Raw genomic sequence first — 19,914 nt, 5'->3', positions numbered from 1 at the left:
TTAGAGCGGCTCAATGACATTCCACTCTTCATCGCTTATTTCGTATCTGCGTCTCATAAGCTCAATTGTACTGCTTTTTAATGGATTGTACAGTTTGCATACAGACACTAGTCGAACCGCTTATGACAGCAGCGCCTCATCCTGCAATCTCGCCAAAATTTCAATAACGGTTTGTTCAGGCGTCAATTCGGATGAGTCCAACCACATTCCGATTCGGGGTGTTTCATTTCGTAACAAACTGTCCAACTCATCCACTGTCCAAGCACCGTATCCTTTTTTTAAACGGGCAGCTTCCCTTTGTGCAACGACTGACGAGCTCGGACAAAGAACTACAGTATAGAAGGGGCGGCTTTGGATCATGGCAATGAAATCGTTCAGCATGGGACCGATTACGACATCCTGAACGACGACTGTAAATCCGGCTTGACAATAGGCATCCGCACACTGTGCGGCCAGCCGATACCGGAGCCGCAATTGGTCCAACTCGTCTTGTCCGGCGTCGGGCTGTACCTCTTTGCGGTTATTAACAATCATTCTCCGAAAAATATCTCCCCGCAGATGCACCGATTTTTCGAACCGTTCGGAAAGCAGCTGAGCAACGGTTGATTTTCCGCTTGCCATTATTCCTGTAATTAGAATAATGCTAGGATGTTCTGTCAGCATGGAGTCGTCACTTCTTTCTCCTTTATTATCCTGCTCGTACGTTGAGCGAACCTTTTGCGACTCCCGTGAAAGAAAGGGGAAGGTCCGTTCCATTGACTTCGAGATGTAATCTTGCTTCGATCCCGTGACTTATCACGTCACTTGAATCCCGTCACCTGAATCTCGTCGCTTCGATCCATTTCGCTACAACCGCGGCAAGCTTTTCTTTCTTAGCCTCCACATCGCTCATATCGGTTAATTTTATAATAGCTCTGTCGGCGGCAACCCAATCCAATAATCCCGTGGAGTCTTCAAACAGAGTGCCTTTCCCCGCATGATCTTTTATTTTGGCTCCGCAATGAAAAACAAGTCGAAAATAGCCTTTTCCTTGCAAATTAAAGGTCACTCGATCTTCATTGTCGTAACAAAAACTCGGCGCGTTCCATTTTATATGCTCCGTAATGTGTTCATTAGCGCTTAAAATGATTTTCCGAACTTCCTCGATTTCCTTTTTCAGCGGGTGCTCGACATTGTTTAGAAATTCAATTACTTGTTGATGACCGGACAGCTTCACTGGTTTCTTGCCGGTTGTTTCCGGCGTTTTCTTAATTGCTGCCATATTTTATTCCCCTTTAACATGGGCGTCAGGAGCCTTGTCCGCTACAAGATTTAAGACGATGTTATGTTCAAGAAAAGCTTTGAGCCCGCAAAGCACCATCGTGTATCCTCCCATCGAGTCAATGGCATGATTTACGATATCGTCTCCATTTCCTGCAAACCCTGAGTTCACAATGGTCAAAAAGGTTTCGTCATTCGCCCGGGAAGTAAAAATCCACTCGACCTTGGTGCTGTCCGACGATTCAATCCGAATCCGCTTGTTTTGCTCAATTTCTGTTACATAGACGTCATCGGAAACGCCGTACATTTCCCATTCCCACCGGACATGCTTGCCCTCTTCCAATCTTCCGCTGCTTTTGGTGAACCAAAATTTAGTAGTAATGGCGGGATCGATAAAAGCTTCAAACACCTCTTCAACCGACCTGCGAATGAGCATTTCTGCCTTGACCACCGGAGCATGATTTAGAGTTGTCATCTTGATTACTCCTTTCATCGTTTAAGGTTTAGTTAAATCATATCATATCGTATCATATCATATATAAGATGCTATAATTTCTTATCATTTGCTCGTATTATGGTTTCACAAATCTATGCGGACATACTTTCCCGCTGGAGCCAGTCAGAGTGCGCTGCGGGCGCATATGTACATACAACGAAAAGCAATGATATAATAATCCGTACAAATCGCAAATTAGCAGCGGAATTTTAGAGGTGAATGATGAAGGACCGTAAACAGCTTCCCAAATATATGCAGTTAAAGCATGAAATTTTATCGTGGTTTCATTCCGGAAGGCTGAAGCCGGACGATCAAATGCCGACGGAGCATGAGATCGCCGAGCTGTTTCATATGAGCCGGCAAACGGTTCGTCAAACGTTCGGCGAGCTGGAAAAGGACGGATGGCTGCAACGCATCCAAGGCAAAGGCACGTTCGTATCCAGCCCGGACAGCCGAAAGGTCAAGCCCGCGCAAACGATCGGTATCGTTACGACGTACATTTCCGATTACATCTTCCCGCATATCGTTCGCGGAGCGGAGGCGGTGCTCAGAAACCGCGGCTACCGGATGCTGCTGTCGAGTACGGATAACGATAAAACGAAGGAATGGGAAAGCCTGCAAATGATGATGAGCCAGCCCATCAGCGGGCTGATCATCGAGCCGACGAAAAGCGCGGAGGGCAATCCGAATCTGAGCTGCTATCTGGCGCTCGATTACGAAAAAGTTCCTTATTTGATGATTAACGAACGGTATGCGGAGATGAGTTGTCCGTACATTAAAGTAAATGACGAGGCGGGAGGCTACAAGGCGACGGAGCATCTGATCGAATGGGGGCACCGCAAAATCGCCGGATTTTTTAAAATGGACGATCTGCAGGGCGTCAACCGGCTGAAAGGCTTCATCAAGGCGCATCACGAGAAGCGGGTCCCGCTGCTCCCGCAAGCCGTAGTTCATTACACGACGGAGGAGAAGCGGACAAAGCCGTACGAGCTGGCGCTTTCCATGCTGACGGGGAAGCCGGAGGCTCGCCCAACCGCCTTCGTATGCTATAACGACGAGCTGGCGCTGCTGTTGATTGAGGCAGTGAAGCAAGCCGGCTTGAGCGTACCGAACGATATTTCGATCGTCGGCTTTGACGATTCTTCGCTGGCCGCGGCGGCCGGAGTCAAGCTGACGACGCTTACGCATCCGAAAACCGAGCTGGGCACCCGTGCGGCCGAGCTGCTGACCGATATGATCGAAGGCAGGAATGGCAGCGAACCTGCGGGCGTGACGTTCGAGCCGAAGCTGGTTATTCGGGAATCGACGCAAAAAATTTTATAAATCTATAGAAAATTTGTACGTACAACTGTATAATGGCAGTAGATCACATTTTACAGGAAGGACGTGGGTAAGCGATGCTGAAGAAATTAAAGCAGGCGGTGCTGGAAGCGAATCTCGATTTGCCAAAATACGGCCTTGTTACGTTTACTTGGGGGAATGTAAGCGGGATCGACCGCGAGAAAGGCCTTGTCGTTATAAAGCCGAGCGGCGTACCTTACGAGGAGCTGAAGCTGGAAGATTTGGTCGTGCTCGATTTGGAGGGGCAGGTAGTCGAAGGCAAGCTCAGGCCATCGTCCGATACGCCGACGCATCTGGTGCTGTATAAGGCGTTTCCGCAAATCGGCGGAATTGTACATACCCATTCGCCGTGGGCAACCGGCTGGGCCCAGGCGGGACGCGGCATACCGGCGCTTGGCACGACGCATGCCGACTATTTTTACGGCGAAATTCCGTGCACCCGTCAAATGACGGAAGCGGAAATCAACGGCGCTTACGAGCTGGAAACCGGCAATGTGATTGTCGAAACGTTCAAAGAGCTTGACCCGTCGCATATGCCTGGCGTGCTGGTCAACAGCCACGCCCCTTTCAACTGGGGGAAAGACCCGCATCAAGCCGTGCATAATGCGGTCGTGCTGGAAGAGGTGGCCAAGATCGCACAACAAACCTTCCAGTTGAATCCGGGCGTCGGTCCGATGGAACGAACGCTGCTGGACCGGCATTTTCTTAGAAAGCACGGGGCGAACGCTTACTATGGACAGAAGTAAAGCGATTACATAACCTTTACAAGGGAGAGAGGAACATGAGCAAAAAGTACGCCATCGGCGTAGATTACGGAACCGAATCCGGAAGAGCCGTGCTCGTTGACTTGTCGGACGGCACAGAGGTTGCGGAGCATGTCACACCGTATCCGCACAATGTAATCGACGAGCTTCTTCCCGGAACGGGAATCAGATTGGAGCATGACTGGGCGCTTCAGCATCCCGGCGACTACATCGAGGTGCTCAAGCAGTCCGTTCCCGCGGTCATGAAAGCATCCGGCGTCCATGCCGACGATGTGATCGGCTTGGGCATCGACTTCACTGCATGCACGATGCTGCCGGTTGACGCGGACGGCATACCGCTCTGCTTCAAGCCGGAGCTGAAGGATCAGCCGCACAGCTGGGTGAAGCTGTGGAAGCACCATGCCGCACAGGATGAAGCCAACCGGATCAACGAAATTGCCGAGCAAAGAGGTGAATCGTTTTTACCCCGGTACGGCGGCAAAATTTCTTCCGAATGGATGATTGCCAAAATATGGCAAATTTTGAATGAAGCGCCCGAGCTGTACGAGCAAACCGATCTGTTTCTGGAAGCGACGGATTGGGTCGTGCTGCAAATGACCGGCAGCATGGTCAGAAACAGCTGCACGGCCGGGTACAAGGCGATCTGGCATAAGCAGGACGGGTATCCCGACAGCGAGTTTTTTAAAGCGCTCGACCCGGCGCTGGAGCATGTTACGGCGACGAAGCTGCGCGGCGATGTGGTGCCGCTCGGCACGAAGGCAGGAGAGTTGACGGCGCCGATGGCAGCGCTGATGGGCTTGAAGCCGGGCACCGCGATTGCGGTCGGCAATGTGGACGCCCATGCCGCGGTTCCGGGCGTCGGTGTCGTAACGCCGGGCAAGCTGGTCATGGCGATGGGTACCTCGATCTGCCATATGCTGCTCGGCACGGAGGAGAAGCGCGTCGAGGGGATGTGCGGCGTCGTCGAGGACGGGATCATCCCCGGCTATCTCGGCTATGAGGCGGGGCAGTCGGCGGTCGGCGATATTTTTGCCTGGTATGTGGAGCAGGGAGTGCCCGCTTACATCAAGGAAGCCGCCGAGCGGGAGGGCGTCCATGTGCATGAATGGCTGGAGTCCAAAGCCGCCGCATACAATCCGGGCGAAACGGGGCTGCTGGCGCTGGACTGGTGGAACGGCAACCGGTCGGTGCTTGTCGATACGGATTTGACCGGTTTGCTGATCGGCTGCACGCTGTTGACGAAGCCGGAGGAAATTTACCGCGCTCTGCTGGAAGCGACTGCGTTTGGCACCCGCAAAATTGTCGATGCGTTTCATGACAACGGCGTCGAGGTGCACGAATTGTACGCCTGCGGCGGACTGCCGCAAAAAAATCGGCTGCTCATGCAGATTTATGCGGATGTGACCAATCGCGAGATCAAAATCGCCGATTCCAGACAGACGCCGGCATTGGGGGCGGCGATGTTCGGTGCGGTTGCGGCCGGTTCCGCCCAAGGCGGCTACGACACGATTGTCGATGCGGCGCAGAAAATGGCGCGTGTGCGGGAGCAGACCTACAAGCCGATACCGGAAAATGTCGCCGTTTACGAGAAGCTTTATCGGGAATACAGCAAGCTGCACGATTATTTCGGCCGGGGCGAAAACGATGTCATGAAACGGCTGAAGGCGATTAAGGAAGCGACTCTGTAGCTTTGAGGCCGGCGGGTATGTCCGGCATACCGGCTGCTGCCCAACGTTATGGTCGTCATTTATCCAAAACGGCCGAAAAACGCCCTGCGGTAGTCTTCTCCCTCTTTTTGAGGGCGGCCGGACAGATCATTGAACTTGTGCCATTATCATATGCGAAAATATGCGAACATTTATTCGAGGAGGACTATTTCATGTTGACTGTTAAGCCTTATCAATTTTGGTTTTTGACCGGAAGCCAGCATCTGTACGGACCGGAAACGCTGGAGGAGGTTGCGGATCATTCGAGACATATCGTGGAGTCGCTGGACCGCGATTCTGCGATCCCTTTCGAAATTGTATTTAAGCCGGTGTTGACTACACCCGATGCGATTCGCCGCGTTTGCATCGATGCGAATGCGGATTCGACCTGCGCGGGATTAATAACGTGGATGCACACCTTTTCTCCGGCCAAAATGTGGATCGCCGGACTGACCGAGCTGCGCAAGCCGCTGCTGCATCTGCATACGCAATATAACCGCGACATTCCGTGGGATACGATTGATATGGATTTCATGAACACGAATCAGTCGGCGCATGGCGACCGCGAGTACGGCTTTATCGGCACCCGGATGGGCGTGGCTCGCAAAGTCGTCGTCGGGCATTGGGAAAATGCCGAGACTCGCAGCCGCATCGGCGGCTGGATGCATACGGCTGTCGCTTACACCGAAGGCAGCAATCTGAAGGTCGCCCGCTTTGGCGATAACATGCGTCAAGTTGCGGTTACCGACGGCGACAAGGTGGAAGCGCAAATTAAATTCGGCTGGTCCGTGAACGGTTATGGAATCGGCGATCTGGTGCAGCGGATGAACGATATTTCCGATACAGAAGTGAAGCGGCTGTTCGGCGAATATACCGAGCTGTACGACATTGTACCGGAAGGCCGCACAGATGGGCCGGTAAAGGACGCGATTTTGGAGCAGGCGCGCATTGAGCTCGGCTTGCGGGCGTTTTTGCAGGAAGGCGGCTTCGGAGCGTTTACTACGACTTTTGAGGATTTGCATGGCATGAAGCAGCTGCCGGGCTTGGCGGTTCAGCGTTTGATGGCGGACGGCTACGGCTTTGGCGGCGAAGGCGACTGGAAGACGGCGGCGCTGGTCCGCATGATGAAAATGATCGCCGGCAATGTCGGCACCTCCTTCATGGAGGATTATACGTACCATTTCGAGCCGGGGAACGAGTTGATCCTGGGCGCGCATATGCTGGAGGTATGTCCGACGATTGCGGCCACGCGACCGAAAATTGAAGTCCACCCGCTTTCGATCGGCGGCAAGGCCGACCCGGCCCGGCTGACGTTCGACGGCGCTGCCGGCTCCGCAGTCAACGCATCGCTGGTCGATATGGGCAGCCGCTTCCGCCTTATTGTGAGCGAAGTGGATGCGGTCAAACCGCAGCAGGCGATGCCGAAGCTGCCGGTCGCACGCGTGCTGTGGAAGCCGCAGCCATCGCTGCGCGATGCAGCGGAAGCCTGGATTTACGCCGGCGGCGCCCATCATACCGTGTTCTCGTTCAAGGTGACGACCGAACAGTTGGTCGACTGGGCGGAAATGGTTGGAGTCGAATGTGTGATTATTAATAAAGACACAACCGTCCCGGCGTTCCGCAGCGAGCTGAGATGGAACGAACTGTACTGGAGGCTCCGCTGATAAGGCGGTCAACAAGTAGCGGAGAGGGCGGAATCATTCTGGAATAGCTTGGCGAGGAAGCTCAAATCTGAGGAGCGGCTCGATTCGAAACCAGGGGCGTAACGGACCTGAGCGCCGGTATTTGCCCCGATTTCGTCCTTTTCACATTGTAACAGACAGGAGAGACCTTATCCGGTTCACCGGGCACTCATTTGCCCCGGCTGCTGCGAAATAGCGTCCCCTGGGTCATTTGAAAATCATACGTTTGGCCATATATAAGGGCGCTGGTGAGACTGTCGATTAAAGGACGGGAACGGACTTTGGAGATGACTTCGAAGCTCAAACACGTTTTATTGCCTTGATTTGATTACACTTTTCGGTATCAAGGCAATAAAAAACTCGCCCTGAAGCCATTCTCCAAGCCCTTATCCCTATTAATCGACAGTTTCATGGTGTCCGTTAGAGTAATTTCCTGAAGAAAATATTTTTCGTTGACGTATCGTCCAAATATGGTATCATTTGGATTATAAAAACTAATATATTAGATATTAGTTTTGGGAAATGATGTAATTCGGTAAGTCGTTATTTTGGCAGTACAGGGGTTAATGCGGAGGATTAATGAGGTAAAGTACCTTGATGCCGGCCGGAAATACGGATTTCAGTGAACTCGTTCAGCTATGCTGAACATCGGGGAATCAGATGGGGACTCTACCCCACCTGATTCAAGGCCCACCTTAGAGGTGGGGGTCTTAACCCGATAAAGTCGTAATCGGATCAACGATTAAACACGGCAATTGGCAGCAAGCAATGCCTTTATGCAGGCTCATATTAATGTGAAGGAGTTGACGGCATGGCATCAAAGCAGGTGGCTGTTGTTACCGGAGGATCGTCCGGTCTGGGTTTGTCGGTTGCCGAACGGTTCGCCCGCAAAGGGATAACCGTTGCGATGGTCGATATCGCCGCGGAGAGCGGGAAGCAGCAAGCCGCGCGATTAAGAGAGGAAGGCGACGACGTCCATTTTTTTACGGCGGATGTTGCGAATCAGAACAATGCGAAGGAAGTTATCGCGCAGGTCGTCCAATCATTGGGCGCAGTTCACGTATTAGTTAATGCGGCGGGCATTATTCGGCGTTCGCCGAATGTGCTGGTTCCGGATCATGAGCTGAAGGCCGTATTGGACGTCAACCTTAATGGAACCGTTTACATGTGTCAGGCGGCACAGCCTCATATGGCTGTCGGCGGCGGCGGGGCGATCGTGAACTTTGCTTCCATGCTGGCCCATTACGGAAGTAAAAATTTACTGTCGTACGCCGCATCGAAGGGCGGTATTGTGCAGATTACGAAATGCTTGGCGGTCGATTGGGCCGAATATCATATCCGTGTCAATGCAGTCAGTCCGGGATATATTGAGACGCCTTTGTCATCCGGAGCGACGAGAGATCCGGCCTTTAAGGAAAGAATTCTTTCGAGAACGCCGCAAAGACGGTTCGGAACGCCCGCGGAAGTGGCGGCAGCCATCGATTTTTTATGCTCGGACGATGCGAGCTTTATTACCGGCGTCGTACTGCCTGTTGACGGCGGCCTGCTGGCCGGCGACCCTTCCTTGTTCCCGCCGGCCTGATCGCAGCAGTACGGATTCAATTGCTCTTAATATTAATCATACTATTTGGAGGAGATCATAATGACCACATTAAACGAATTTGCGCAAATGGTCGGCTTGCCCGATCAGGCGATCGATATCGACGATATTCCATGGGTGCCGCAAACCGACCGCGTCTGGTTTAAACCGGTCCGGTTCGATCTGGCTACGGGGCGCTGGATTAATTTGCTGAAGGTGACGCCGGGCGGTCAAGTCAACCGCCACCGCCATACCGGCGGCCAAGTAATGGCCTTCACGATTCAGGGAGAATGGCGCTATTTGGAAAGAACGTGGGTCGCCAAGCCGGGAACCTTCGTCTATGAGCCGCCGGGCGATATCCATACGCTGGTCGTCGACGGGGAAGAAGAAATGATCACGCTGTTTATTTTGGAAGGCACGGTGCAGTATTTGAACGAACAGGATGAAGTGTTTTATCAGGATGACGTGTTTACGAAGCTGAAGCTGTATCGGGAGTATTGCGAGAAAAATCAAATTCCGGAACGCAATTTGCTGTACTAGGCTCAGGCAGGTGCAGCCGAGCATGTCGGGTCCGTTTGTATAGGGCTGCGATAGAGACTGTCGATTAATAGGGATAAGGGCTTGGAGAGTGGGTTCAGGGCGAGTTTTTTATTGCATTGATACCGAAAAGTGTAATCAAATCAAGGCAATAAATCATGTTTGAGCTTCGAAGTCATCTCCAAAGCCCGTTCCGGTCCTTTAATCGACAGCTCCGATATAGCGCTATAATATTGACCTTTACACGGGCGCCAAGCTCGTCTATTGCAGGTCATGGCGGGAAAGGGGGCCTCATGGGAACCACTTTTGACAACAGCAATTTATATGAACGGGTATACGTGTACCTGCGCGATAAAATTTTAAACAACGAATTGCAACCGGGCTCCAAAATCGTCTATGAGCACTTTTTGGCTGAGCTGGGCGTGAGCCGCACGCCGCTGCGGGATGCGATCAACAGGCTGAAGCAGGATGGTTTGATCGAGGTGAAGGCGAGGTCGGGCTCTTACGTTTATTTTCCGAACGCCAAAGATATCGAGGAATTGTACGATGTCCGGAAAGCATTGGAATGCCAGGCGCTTTTAACGGCGGCCACGACGTTGACCAAAAGCCGGTTGGAGGCGCTGCTGCGCGAAGCGGACGAAGCCGAAACGGCTATAAAAAAGGGCGACATTCAGCCGTTTTTTGAAGCGGACCGCAATCTCCATCGGACGATCATCGAGCATTCCAATAACCGGCTGCTTATTTCGATTATGAGCACGCTTGAATTGAAGATCAAATGGTTCGGCGTCATTATTACGAAAAACTTTGACCGGCCGCTGCAGGCCAACGATATGCATAAGCGGATTTTACGGGCGTTGTATGAATCGGATCATGAGAAAGCCAATGCACTGATGTCCGATCACATAGAAGAAATTAAACGGTATACGATGGGGGACTATGCGTAAAGTCTCCTTGCCGCGCCCCGGCAGTGCGGCCGGTAAATGTGAACAGAAACCAGCAATGTTAGCCTCCAGGTTTTTGGACCGGAGGCTTTTTGGTGTGTGCGAAGCACGGCCCGTCAATTTCGCGCAGTTGTTTGTCGGCACCGTCCGCGGCGGCCTGGCGCTTGTGAACTGCGTAGCCGCGTGCCGCCATCCGAGTTTCACAAAAAGCTGTAACGATTCGCTAACCTGCGGGGGGAGTCACTCTTTCCCCGATTGACCCAGCTTTTTCTCCCCTTATCAACGCGTTTTCCGCAGCGATCTCTTCAGGACATGAAAAATGAGACATTTCCCGCCTAATTTTTGGTCATAAATCACATAAAATCTAATATATTAGACGAAGAGTACCCTTCCGGGCGGCCGACTGCCCGCGTTCGGGGCGGCGCAGAGCGGAGGTTGACAGCGCTTTCCCGCTGCGCGGCCACTCCCCCCGTCCGTCTACATCCCGGGCTTGTCCCGCCTCGGGACGAGCTGTACTACGGCCGAAAGGCTCGGAAGTCCGGACTCCCGAGCCGGTGGCATGGCATACTTCCATAGGAAAGGGGGAGCGGCGTAGGGATACGCACTTATAGACGGTGTCGTTAAACGAAGCTTCAAAGGAGGATACCTATGTACAAAAAAACGTTAACGGTAACGCTGATGCTCGGGCTAATGTTCGCAACCGCCTGCAGCTCCGGGGGCGGCAGCGCAACGCCGGCTCCGGGCAAGGATGCGACGGCCAAGCCGGCGGATGCAAAGCCGGCCGATGCGAAGCCGGACCAAAAGAAGGGCAAGCTTGTGTTTTGGGATAAGTCGGAGTATGTGAAAGATTATAACGATTTTCAAAAAGAACGGGTCGCCCAGTTTTCCAAGGAATTCAACATCGATGTGGAATATGTGGCGATCCCGCCGGCTGATGTTAAGACGAAGCTGCTGGCAGCCGTCGAAGCCGGCAATCCGCCCGATCTGCTGCTCGCCGACGATTTTGTCGCCAAGCAGTTTGTAGGCAACAATCAGTTGGTGGAGATTACCGATATATTGAAGCAATTCGATTTCAGGGAAGATTCCAAAACATACGCTTACGCGATGGAAGGCTGGTACGAAATTCCGGCTTATCACAGCCCGAACGTTATGTATGTCCGCAAAGATAAATTGGAAGAAAAAAACTTGCAGCCGCCGAAAACATGGGATGACGTCAAAAATGTGGCCAAAGCGATCAACGATCCGAAAAATAATTTTTACGGCCTCGGCTTCCAGTTGGGCGGAGGCGGCGACTCGGAAGGACGGATCAACAACCTGATCCGCACGTTCGGCACCGATTTGGTCAATAAAGACGGCAAAGTGACGATCAATACGCCGGAAGCTTTGGCGGCAATCAAATACGACGCCAGCTTCTTCCAGGAAAATCTCGTCCCGCAGGGCGCCGTTACGGGCGATGACGCTTATAACAATAACGTCTGGCTGGCCGGGCAGGTAGGTATCGTATTCAACTCGAGCAGCATCTATGCGGCGATGAAAAAGGATAAGCCGGAATTGCTTGAAAAAACGTTGATTTTACCTTGGCCAGCCGGCCCTAAACGCCAATTCGGCTCAGGCGGGGGCACCGCATTCGTCATGTTCAGCAAAGCCAAAAATACGGAGGCCGCCAAGCAGTACATCAAATATTTTTTCGACAAGGACTATTATGGAAAGCTGCTGGAAAAGCTCAACGGGTTAGGCGGACCGGTTTTGAACGGAATGGAAAATACGCCGTTTTGGCAAAAGCCGGAAAATAAAGCCTGGTTCGACGCGACGAGAAATATTGTGCCGCTCGGCGATCCGGCACCGCCGGATGCGCGCGCATCCCAGGTCATCAGCGAAAACATTCTTTCGAAGGGCGTGCAAAAAATCGTCGTCAACAAGATGGATCCGCAAAAAGCGTTGGATGAGATCGAGAAGGACTACAAAAAAATTTACGATAAAAAGTAATGCGCCGTAGTCGCACACGGGTGTCGGCGTACTCTCCCGCGGGCAGGTGAAAAACAAGCATGATTCAATCGAAACGGAAAAGCGAACTGGTATTGGGATATACGTCGGTTGCGCCGATCATCATCATTATTTTCGTGGTGATCGGCATTCCTTTTGTCAACGCGCTGTATTTAAGCTTTACCGATAAAACGGTGGGCGCTCAGGCTCATTTCATCGGATTGGACAACTACCGGGAAATTTTTTCCGATCCGGTCTACTGGAAGGTGCTGAAAAATACGTTCGTTTACTTCATTACCGACGTTTTCTTCAAACTGATCATCGGAATGACCTTTGCATTGACAGTCAATCAGCCTTTTTTCGGCAGATCGGTCGTGCGGGTGCTGTTTCTCGTGCCGTGGGCCATTTCGGGCATGGTGGCGGCGCTTACGTGGAAATGGATGTATAACGATACGTACGGTATCATCAACCGGCTGCTGCTGGACGCCGGAATTGTAGACGTGCCTGTCGCCTGGCTCAGCGGACCGAATATCGCGCTTGTATCCGTCATTATCGTTAACATTTGGCGCGGTGTTCCGTTCTTTTTATTCAGCATTTTGGGCGGTTTGCAGACGATCGACAAGCAGCTGTACGAAGCGGCCAAAATCGACGGGGCGGGTACGATCCGCCAGTTTATTTCGGTCACTTTGCCATCCATCAGTCCGGTCATTGTCATAACAACGATGCTGTCATCGATCTGGACGTTCAACGATTTTGAAAATATTTTTCTGATTACGGGCGGCGGTCCGCTGTACAATTCGGCGGTCATTTCCGTATACACCTACGAGGTGGCGTTCCTGCAAAATAATATGGGCAAATCGCTCAGCGTGGCGGGTTCGATTATTCCGATTTTATTGGCGCTGATGTTTTTCATGACCCGCAAGCTTAACAAGGAAGATTGAGGGGAGGCGGCAGGATTGTGAAAGCATCCGCGGTACGAGCCGTTCGAAAAAATGTGCTGATCTATTTTATTGTCGTCGTCGGACTGATCTGGACGTTGTTTCCGGTTTATTGGATGGTCAAAACGTCCTTTACGCCGAACGATCAAATGTATGACGCCAAGCCCAAATTAATCCCGACGGAAATTACGACGAAGCATTATTCCGATTTGTTCAAGGAAACCGAATTTATGGGCAATATCAAAAACAGCCTGACCGTATCCGGACTGGCGACGCTGATTTCGCTTATCATCAGCATTTTCGGCTCTTACAGCTTGACCCGATTGCAGTTTCACGGACGTCACTTTGTGACGAAAAGCATTATCGTCTGTTATTTGATGCCGGCGGCGGTACTGTTTATTCCGATGTATGTGCTGGTCAGCAAGCTGGGCTTTGCCGATAACAAATACGGACTGCTTATCATCTACCCGACCTTTATCGTCCCTTACTGCTGTTACATGCTGCTCAGCTACTTTAAAGCGATTCCTAGAGCGCTTGAGGAAGCTGCGCTGATCGACGGCTGCAGCAGGCTGCAAACGTTGTGGAAAATCGTCCTACCGATTGCCGCGCCCGGCATTGCGGTCGTCGCTACCTTCGCATTCACGATGTCCTGGAACGAATTTTTGTATGCGCTTGTCGTCACTACCAGTCCGAGTCAGCAGACCGCGACGATCGGAATCGCCAGCTTTAAATTTTCCGATACGTTCATATGGGGGCTGCTGATGAGCTCCTCGGTGATCGCGACCATTCCAGCGGCTATTTTATATCTTGGCGCGCAATCGTTCGTCATAGGAGGACTTACCGACGGAGGAGCGAAGTATTAAGGAAACCGGTAAAGGAGGATGAACATGAGCGTAAATAAGTTTAGTCTGGAAGGCAGAGTCGCATTAATTACAGGAGGATGCCAAGGTCTTGGTCTCGTATTTGCCAAAGCTCTTGCCGAAGCGGGGGCGGCCGTAGCGGTCACCAGCAGGGATGAAGCCAAGGCGGCGGATGCCGCAAGGCAGCTCCGGGAAGAAACCGGACGTCCGGCGCTGGGTGTAGCCGTAGATGTAACGGACAGCCGGCAGGTTGGGCGGATGGCGGAGGAAACGGCGCAGGCTTTGGGCCGGATCGATATTTTGATCAACAATGCGGGCATCAATGTCCGCAAGCCGATTCTGGAATATGACGAGGAAAGCTGGGATCTCGTGCAAAGCACGAATTTGAAGGCGCCTTTCCTGTGCGCCAAAGCGGTCGTTCCTTATATGATCAAGCAGCAGTACGGGCGAATCATCAATATGTCCTCGATGCTCGGAACGGCGGCGCTGGCTGAACGTTCCGCATACTGTTCCAGCAAGGGCGGGCTGATCCAGCTGACCAAGGTGATGGCGTTGGAATGGGCCGGGCATAACATTACGGCCAATGCCGTCTGTCCCGGACCGTTTGCGACCGATTTAAACAAAGTGGTCATGAACAATCCGGAGGCCAACCAGTTTTTCCTTGATCATCTGGCGATCAAGCGATGGGGAAATCCGGATGAGCTGACCGGCTTGATCATATACCTGGCTTCCGAGGCTTCCAGCTTTATGACCGGCTCCTCCGTCGTTATCGATGGAGGCTGGACTGCGGAGTGAACGATTCGTCCGATTATTTGTCCGGAGAAACGATTGTTTGCCGGAAATAAGTCAAGGGGAGGAGACTGTACCGATGAGTGTTGAAGGCAAGATCGTAATGGTGACAGGCGGCGCCAAAGGGATCGGCGCTTCGATTGTCAAGCTGTTTCTGGAGCGAAACGCTCAAGTCGTCATCGCGGACGCTTCGCCGGACGGGGAAGCGGCTGCCGGACAGTGGCAGGATCAAGGGAAGAAGGCCGTGTATGTCCAGTGTGACGTGTCCAAAGCCGGCGATGCCAAGAAAGCGGTTACCTTTGCGGAGGAACAATTCGGCAGGCTGGATGTGCTGGTCAATAATGCGGGCATATTTCCGAGAGCGAATCTGCTGCAAACGGACGAGGCCTTCTGGGACCGCGTCATGGATATTAATTTGAAAGGCGTTTATTTGATGTGCAGAGCCGCCGTTCCGGTCATGATCGGCCAGGGAGGCGGCTGCATCGTCAATATCGGCTCGCTTCACGCCGCGACGGGCGGGGAGGAGCTGTTCGCCTATGCGATATCGAAGGGCGGCGTCGTGACGCTCACCCGCAACCTGGCGCATGCGCTGGCCAAGCACCGCATCCGGGTCAACGGCGTTCATCCCGGCTGGGTTCCCTCGCATGGGGAGCGGGCGCTTATGCGCTCCCAAGGAGCCGAGGACGATTGGCCGGAGCAGCGCGGCTCCGCCATCCCGCTCGGCCGGCTGCAGACGGAGGACGACATTGCCGAGTCCGTCGTGTTTTTAAGCTCCAGCAGCGCGGATCAGATCACAGGCCAGATGCTGACGGTGGATGGCGGACTCGGCTTCACGCTGCGGTAGCCGGGAGCATCCGCGCCAATCTGCACCAAGAGGCTGTCCCAAAGGGTCTTTTGGATTTTCAGCCTCCCACTCTGATATGAATGTAAAAAGCCGCTTCCAGCCCCACTTATATAGTGGTGATGGAGGCGGCTTTGCCTTTTTTTCGGGGCTGTATCACCGGATGATCCCCTTATGGGACAACCCCTTATGTTGTTCCGTAAGCTTCGATTCAGACCGCTTACAATTTCTTCAGCCTGCTGCAAATATCGTCGGTCATTTCCTGCGTCGAAGCTTTGCCGCCGATATCCGGCGTTTTGATTCCGCTGAAAATGGTCGCTTCCATTGCATCCAGCACTTGTTGTCCAAGCTCCTGATGGCCGAGATGATCGAGCATCATTTTGGCGGTCCAGATTTGACCGATCGGGTTGGCGATGCCTTTGCCGCAAATATCGGGCGCTGAGCCGTGAACAGGTTCGAACATGGAAGGGAATTTGCCGTTCAGGTTAATATTCGCTGCCGGAGCGATCCCGATGCTGCCCATAATGGCGGCTCCGATATCGGTCAAAATGTCGCCGAACAGATTGCTCGCTACAATGACGTCGAAAATTTGCGGTCTTGTCACGAAAAACGCGGCCAAGGCGTCAATATGATACGATGCCGTACGGGTATCCGGATAGTCTTGGCTAACCTCTTTAAATACATCGTCCCAGAACGGCATGGAGTGGAAAATACCGTTCGATTTCGTCGCGCTCGTCAGATGCCCCCGGCGCTTGGCCGCCAGCTCGAAGGCGTAGCGGATCGCTCTTTCCGTACCCTTGCGGGTGAAAATCGCGTTCTGTATTGCCATCTGATCCTCGCCTTTATGGATGCGTCCGCCGACTTCGCTATACTCGCCCTCGCTGTTTTCGCGAACGACGATCAGATCGAAATCGTTCGGATTGACCAATGGGGAAACGATTCCTTGAATATATTTGGCGGGACGGATATTAATGACCTGCTCGAATTCGCGGCGAATTTTGATCAGCAGCCCCCACAGCGAAATATGATCCGGTACTTTGGCAGGGTCGCCGACTGCGCCCAGGAATACCGCTTCGAACGATTGCAGCGTACGCAAGCCGTCCTCAGGCATCATCATCCCATGCTTTAAATAGTAGTCGCAGTTCCATGGAAACTCTGTAAACTTGAAAGAAAGACCGCCGTGTACCTCGGCCGCCGCGTTCAGTACGTTCAGCGCTGCCGGAACGACCTCATTGCCGATGCCGTCTCCGGGAATTACGGCGATTTCGTGCTTTATCATGTTATGTATCCTCCCCTTTTATTATTGCATACTGTCGACAGTAATCAGTATAGCATAACCCACTGCATTTTCAATGAAAAAATGAAAAAAAAAGCCCCCGATCGGCGATCCCCCCCGGAGGCTTTGCATGGAAGACGAACCCGTATCCTGGCGGTAGTTTTCGCCGTTTTATGAGGAGCCGAGAAGCCCGCGCAAATGCTCGTAGTCATGAATAAGATGGCGGATCATCGCATCGGCCGCCTGCTGCTCCTGCCTGTTTTGAATCGCGTTAAAAATGTCCAAATGCTCGTTGTAAATGTCCCATTCCCGGTTAGGCCCCTGAAAATTGATGACGCGGTACAGATGCAGCAGCGCCTTTAAGTCGTTCAGCTGCCGTTCGAGCCGCCAATTGCCGCTAAACTCGATGAGCAGCGAGTGGAACCTGGTGTTCAGCCCGATAACCTCTTCCTTGACGTAGCCTCCCTCGGCTTCGATGCGAATCCTTGTTTGCCGAAGCGTTTCTTCGATCCGCTGCAGCTCCACGTCGGAAGCGCGGCGAACCGTCAGACTGGCGGCCATCGACTCCAACGCCATCCGGCATTGATAAATATCTTCGACATCCTGTAAAGTCGGTGTATAGACGATAATTCTCGACTTGTCGTCGACCTGAATGAGACCGTCCTTTTCCAGTGCGCGGATCGCTTCCCGGATCGGACTGCGGCTGACGTTAAAATCCCGCGCAAGCCTGGATTCGACTATCCGTTCACCCGGCTTGAATATGCCGTCGACAATCATCTGTTTGATGGAGCGGTACAACTGGTCGTAAAAGGGCGCCGGCTTCTCGATCCGATAAGAGTCCACGCTTACACCTGCCTTTAGTTTTTATGATGGATTATATCGGCGGACGATGAGGATGTCAACCGGAAACGGGCAGGACGGGGCGGACGCGATGCATCGTTTTTTATTGTTTGCCGTTAATTATCGTAAAATTGATTAGTGAAATAGAGAGAGAAGTATGATAGAGTTTAGTTGTTATCAAGTGAAAGTGCTTTCAAAGCAAGAGAAACAAGTAAAAGCAAAAAGGAGCGAGACGAAATGAAAATTGCGGCACAACTTTACACATTAAGAGAATTTTTGAAAACTCCTGAAGGAATTGCTGAATCCTTGAAAAAAGTCAAGCAAATCGGCTATGAAGCGGTACAGGTTTCCGGCGTTGGACCGATCGGCGATCAAGAGCTTAAGGAGCTTGCGGACCGCGAGCAGCTGACGATTTGCGCTACGCATATTCCATATCCGGATTTGACCGATCGTCTGGACGATGTCATCAAAAAACACCAGCTTTGGGGCTGTAAATATGTAGGACTGGGCGGCATGCCGAACGAATATCGGACAAGCAAGGAAGGATATATCGAATTTGCCAAAAAAGCGTCCGAAATCGGCAGGAAGCTCGATGCGGCCGGCCTTAAATTTATTTATCATAATCATAATTTCGAATACGCCAAGTTCGACGGAAAAACCGGCATGGAAATTTTATTGGAGCAATCCGATGCAAGTGCATTCGACTTCGAGCTCGACGTGTATTGGGTGCAAGCAGGAGGCGGCGATGCGGTGGAGTGGATCAAAAAATTTGACGGCCGCATGAAGGTTGTTCATTTGAAGGATATGGCGGTCACACCGGAAAGGGAGCAGCGGTTTGCCGAGGTCGGAGAAGGCAATATGAACTTCCCGGCCATTTTGAACGCTTGCCGCGAGATCGGCGCGGAATGGGGCGCCGTCGAGCAGGATCAAAGCTACGGACGCGATCCTTTCGAATGTCTGGCAACCAGCTTCAACAACCTGAAAAAACTGGGCGCCATCTAATGCGCTTGAACTAACAGACCGATTGATAACCGGGAACGAGAGGCTTTATTGAAAGCCGTCCGGGGAACTCGCACAGCTGCGTTTTCTCGAGGCCACTGAAGAACTTACGTTTTTCGGTTCCGTCAATCTACCCAAAGTGCAAAGAAGACATCCAGTCCAACTCTTGGGGCGGATGTCTTCTGTTTTTCATCAGAATGGTTACAGTAGGTCGTTACCCGTCAGTCTGTTAACTTTAATATTCGCTTTAGATTTACCGCGAATATCGCCATAGCTCCTTGCATCTGCATGCCAAGCAGACCCGAGGATGTGGCGACATCATACCCGTGCCTATGTTTGAGTTCGCTATTCTTCGCTTCGATCTTGTAGCGTTCCTTTGATTTGGTTTTAAAATACTCCGTCTCTTGGAACGCCATTTGTCCCGAATGTTCATCTGACGTAATGGTCACCGAGTAGGTCTTGCTTTTGGCTCCTTCTGTATAGCAGCCTTCTTTGAGCGGACAACGTTGGCATACTTCTACATCAAAATAATAAGTGTCCCTTTGGTTTTTTCCTCGTCCCTTCTTGCCCTGACGGGCCTTTCGAAACGMCATATGACCAGCCTTACATACGTACATGCCGGCATCTTTATTGAACAGGAATTCATCTTCCTTATTTCGACCGCCTTGCGTGATGAGCGGATTCAGTTTCGCTACCAGCTCGATCTCGTTGGTCTTCGCGTATGAGATATTGTCCTTTTCGGAGTAAGCTGTATCGCCAATGACCGTCTTGACCTGCATGCCRGCTGCCTTGCTTTTTTCAATCAACATCTGCAGTTGCTTACCGTCGTTTTTCTCGCCAGTTGTTACGACAGCCGCCGTAATGATTCGCTCCTCAGACATGGCTAGATGTGTCTTGTATCCAAAAAACGCAGAGTCCGCGCTCTTGTGTCCCACTCGAGCATCCTGGTCAGCCGTAATACGAAGCTGTTCTACGTCATCTTCCACTGTTTCTTTCAGAAGGTTCAGCGGCTCCAACACCTTAGGTACTTGAGCGACCCCTGACTCCGTCTCGATGAAGGAAACGAGTTGCTGGCAATATTC

Annotated in this window: 19 protein-coding genes; 13 read left to right on the top strand and 6 right to left on the bottom strand. The window is 52.2% G+C overall.

Translation table 11 applies throughout. From position 1 onward, the window contains the following. Nucleotides 1-120: 120 nt before the first annotated feature. The 3 genes from E1757_RS27175 to E1757_RS27165 all read right to left on the bottom strand — a co-directional run bounded on the left by E1757_RS27175 (nt 121) and on the right by E1757_RS27165 (nt 1,735). Nucleotides 121-663, bottom strand: coding sequence for an AAA family ATPase (locus E1757_RS27175; RefSeq protein WP_133234156.1), 543 nt, complete (start codon nt 661-663; stop codon nt 121-123). A gap of 151 nt (nt 664-814) precedes the next feature. Continuing rightward, a complete protein-coding gene (locus E1757_RS27170; protein WP_133234154.1) occupies nt 815-1,261 on the bottom strand; it encodes a DUF1801 domain-containing protein in 447 nt (148 codons plus the stop codon). Between the two features lie 3 nt (nt 1,262-1,264). Then, complete coding sequence (locus E1757_RS27165) at nt 1,265-1,735, bottom strand: SRPBCC family protein (protein ID WP_133234152.1); 471 nt, start codon at nt 1,733-1,735, stop codon at nt 1,265-1,267. 243 nt (nt 1,736-1,978) lie between these two features. Here E1757_RS27165 and E1757_RS27160 point away from each other — a divergent pair, with 243 nt between their 5' ends. The 12 genes from E1757_RS27160 (at nt 1,979) to E1757_RS27105 (ending at nt 15,720) form a co-directional block, all read left to right on the top strand. After that, a complete protein-coding gene (locus tag E1757_RS27160) occupies nt 1,979-3,079 on the top strand; it encodes a GntR family transcriptional regulator (RefSeq protein ID WP_133234150.1) in 1,101 nt (366 codons plus the stop codon). A gap of 74 nt (nt 3,080-3,153) precedes the next feature. Next, nucleotides 3,154-3,843: an L-ribulose-5-phosphate 4-epimerase gene (gene araD / locus E1757_RS27155; protein ID WP_133234148.1), complete on the top strand. Its 690-nt coding sequence runs from the start codon at nt 3,154-3,156 to the stop codon at nt 3,841-3,843. Between the two features lie 35 nt (nt 3,844-3,878). Continuing rightward, complete coding sequence (locus E1757_RS27150; RefSeq protein ID WP_133234146.1) at nt 3,879-5,549, top strand: ribulokinase; 1,671 nt, start codon at nt 3,879-3,881, stop codon at nt 5,547-5,549. Between the two features lie 191 nt (nt 5,550-5,740). After that, on the top strand, nt 5,741-7,231 hold the full coding sequence (gene araA, locus E1757_RS27145) for an L-arabinose isomerase (RefSeq protein ID WP_133234144.1): 1,491 nt from the start codon (nt 5,741-5,743) through the stop codon (nt 7,229-7,231). 829 nt (nt 7,232-8,060) lie between these two features. Continuing rightward, a complete protein-coding gene (locus E1757_RS27140; protein WP_133234142.1) occupies nt 8,061-8,831 on the top strand; it encodes an SDR family NAD(P)-dependent oxidoreductase in 771 nt (256 codons plus the stop codon). Nucleotides 8,832-8,891: 60 nt separating this feature from the next. Beyond that, complete coding sequence (locus E1757_RS27135; RefSeq protein WP_133234140.1) at nt 8,892-9,368, top strand: 2,4'-dihydroxyacetophenone dioxygenase family protein; 477 nt, start codon at nt 8,892-8,894, stop codon at nt 9,366-9,368. 290 nt (nt 9,369-9,658) lie between these two features. After that, nucleotides 9,659-10,309 (top strand): GntR family transcriptional regulator, encoded by a 651-nt coding sequence (locus E1757_RS27130; RefSeq protein ID WP_133234138.1) that lies wholly within the window; start codon nt 9,659-9,661, stop codon nt 10,307-10,309. 645 nt (nt 10,310-10,954) lie between these two features. Further along, entirely contained in the window at nt 10,955-12,292 is a 1,338-nt protein-coding gene (locus tag E1757_RS27125) for an ABC transporter substrate-binding protein (protein ID WP_133234136.1), read from the top strand. 59 nt (nt 12,293-12,351) lie between these two features. Further along, complete coding sequence (locus E1757_RS27120) at nt 12,352-13,230, top strand: carbohydrate ABC transporter permease (protein ID WP_133234134.1); 879 nt, start codon at nt 12,352-12,354, stop codon at nt 13,228-13,230. A gap of 17 nt (nt 13,231-13,247) precedes the next feature. Continuing rightward, the gene (locus tag E1757_RS27115; protein ID WP_220446537.1) at nt 13,248-14,090 is read left to right on the top strand and encodes a carbohydrate ABC transporter permease; all 843 of its coding nucleotides are present in this window, start codon (nt 13,248-13,250) and stop codon (nt 14,088-14,090) included. A 24-nt stretch (nt 14,091-14,114) separates the two neighbouring features. After that, nucleotides 14,115-14,882: an SDR family NAD(P)-dependent oxidoreductase gene (locus E1757_RS27110; RefSeq protein ID WP_133234132.1), complete on the top strand. Its 768-nt coding sequence runs from the start codon at nt 14,115-14,117 to the stop codon at nt 14,880-14,882. 73 nt (nt 14,883-14,955) lie between these two features. Beyond that, complete coding sequence (locus E1757_RS27105; protein WP_165972312.1) at nt 14,956-15,720, top strand: SDR family NAD(P)-dependent oxidoreductase; 765 nt, start codon at nt 14,956-14,958, stop codon at nt 15,718-15,720. A 217-nt stretch (nt 15,721-15,937) separates the two neighbouring features. Here the strand turns inward: E1757_RS27105 and E1757_RS27100 are convergent, their stop codons facing one another. Together E1757_RS27100 and E1757_RS27095 are read right to left on the bottom strand one after the other, a co-directional pair. After that, on the bottom strand, nt 15,938-16,996 hold the full coding sequence (locus E1757_RS27100; protein ID WP_133234128.1) for a tartrate dehydrogenase: 1,059 nt from the start codon (nt 16,994-16,996) through the stop codon (nt 15,938-15,940). Between the two features lie 168 nt (nt 16,997-17,164). Then, a complete protein-coding gene (locus E1757_RS27095) occupies nt 17,165-17,836 on the bottom strand; it encodes a GntR family transcriptional regulator (RefSeq protein WP_133234126.1) in 672 nt (223 codons plus the stop codon). 234 nt (nt 17,837-18,070) lie between these two features. Between E1757_RS27095 and E1757_RS27090 the strand changes: the two genes are divergently transcribed. After that, nucleotides 18,071-18,835 carry a sugar phosphate isomerase/epimerase family protein gene (locus E1757_RS27090; protein ID WP_133234124.1) on the top strand — a complete coding sequence of 255 codons (765 nt, stop codon included), beginning with the start codon at nt 18,071-18,073 and terminating at the stop codon, nt 18,833-18,835. Nucleotides 18,836-19,053: 218 nt separating this feature from the next. On the opposite strand, the gene E1757_RS27085 is transcribed toward E1757_RS27090, so the two are convergent. After that, nucleotides 19,054-19,914: transposase (locus tag E1757_RS27085; RefSeq protein WP_165972311.1), on the bottom strand; the 861-nt coding region annotated here is incomplete at its 5' end.

The organism is Paenibacillus piri, from assembly GCF_004354045.1.
In the GTDB taxonomy this organism is placed as follows: domain Bacteria; phylum Bacillota; class Bacilli; order Paenibacillales; family NBRC-103111; genus Paenibacillus_S; species Paenibacillus_S piri.
This window is presented reverse-complemented; position numbering and strand designations above follow the sequence as displayed.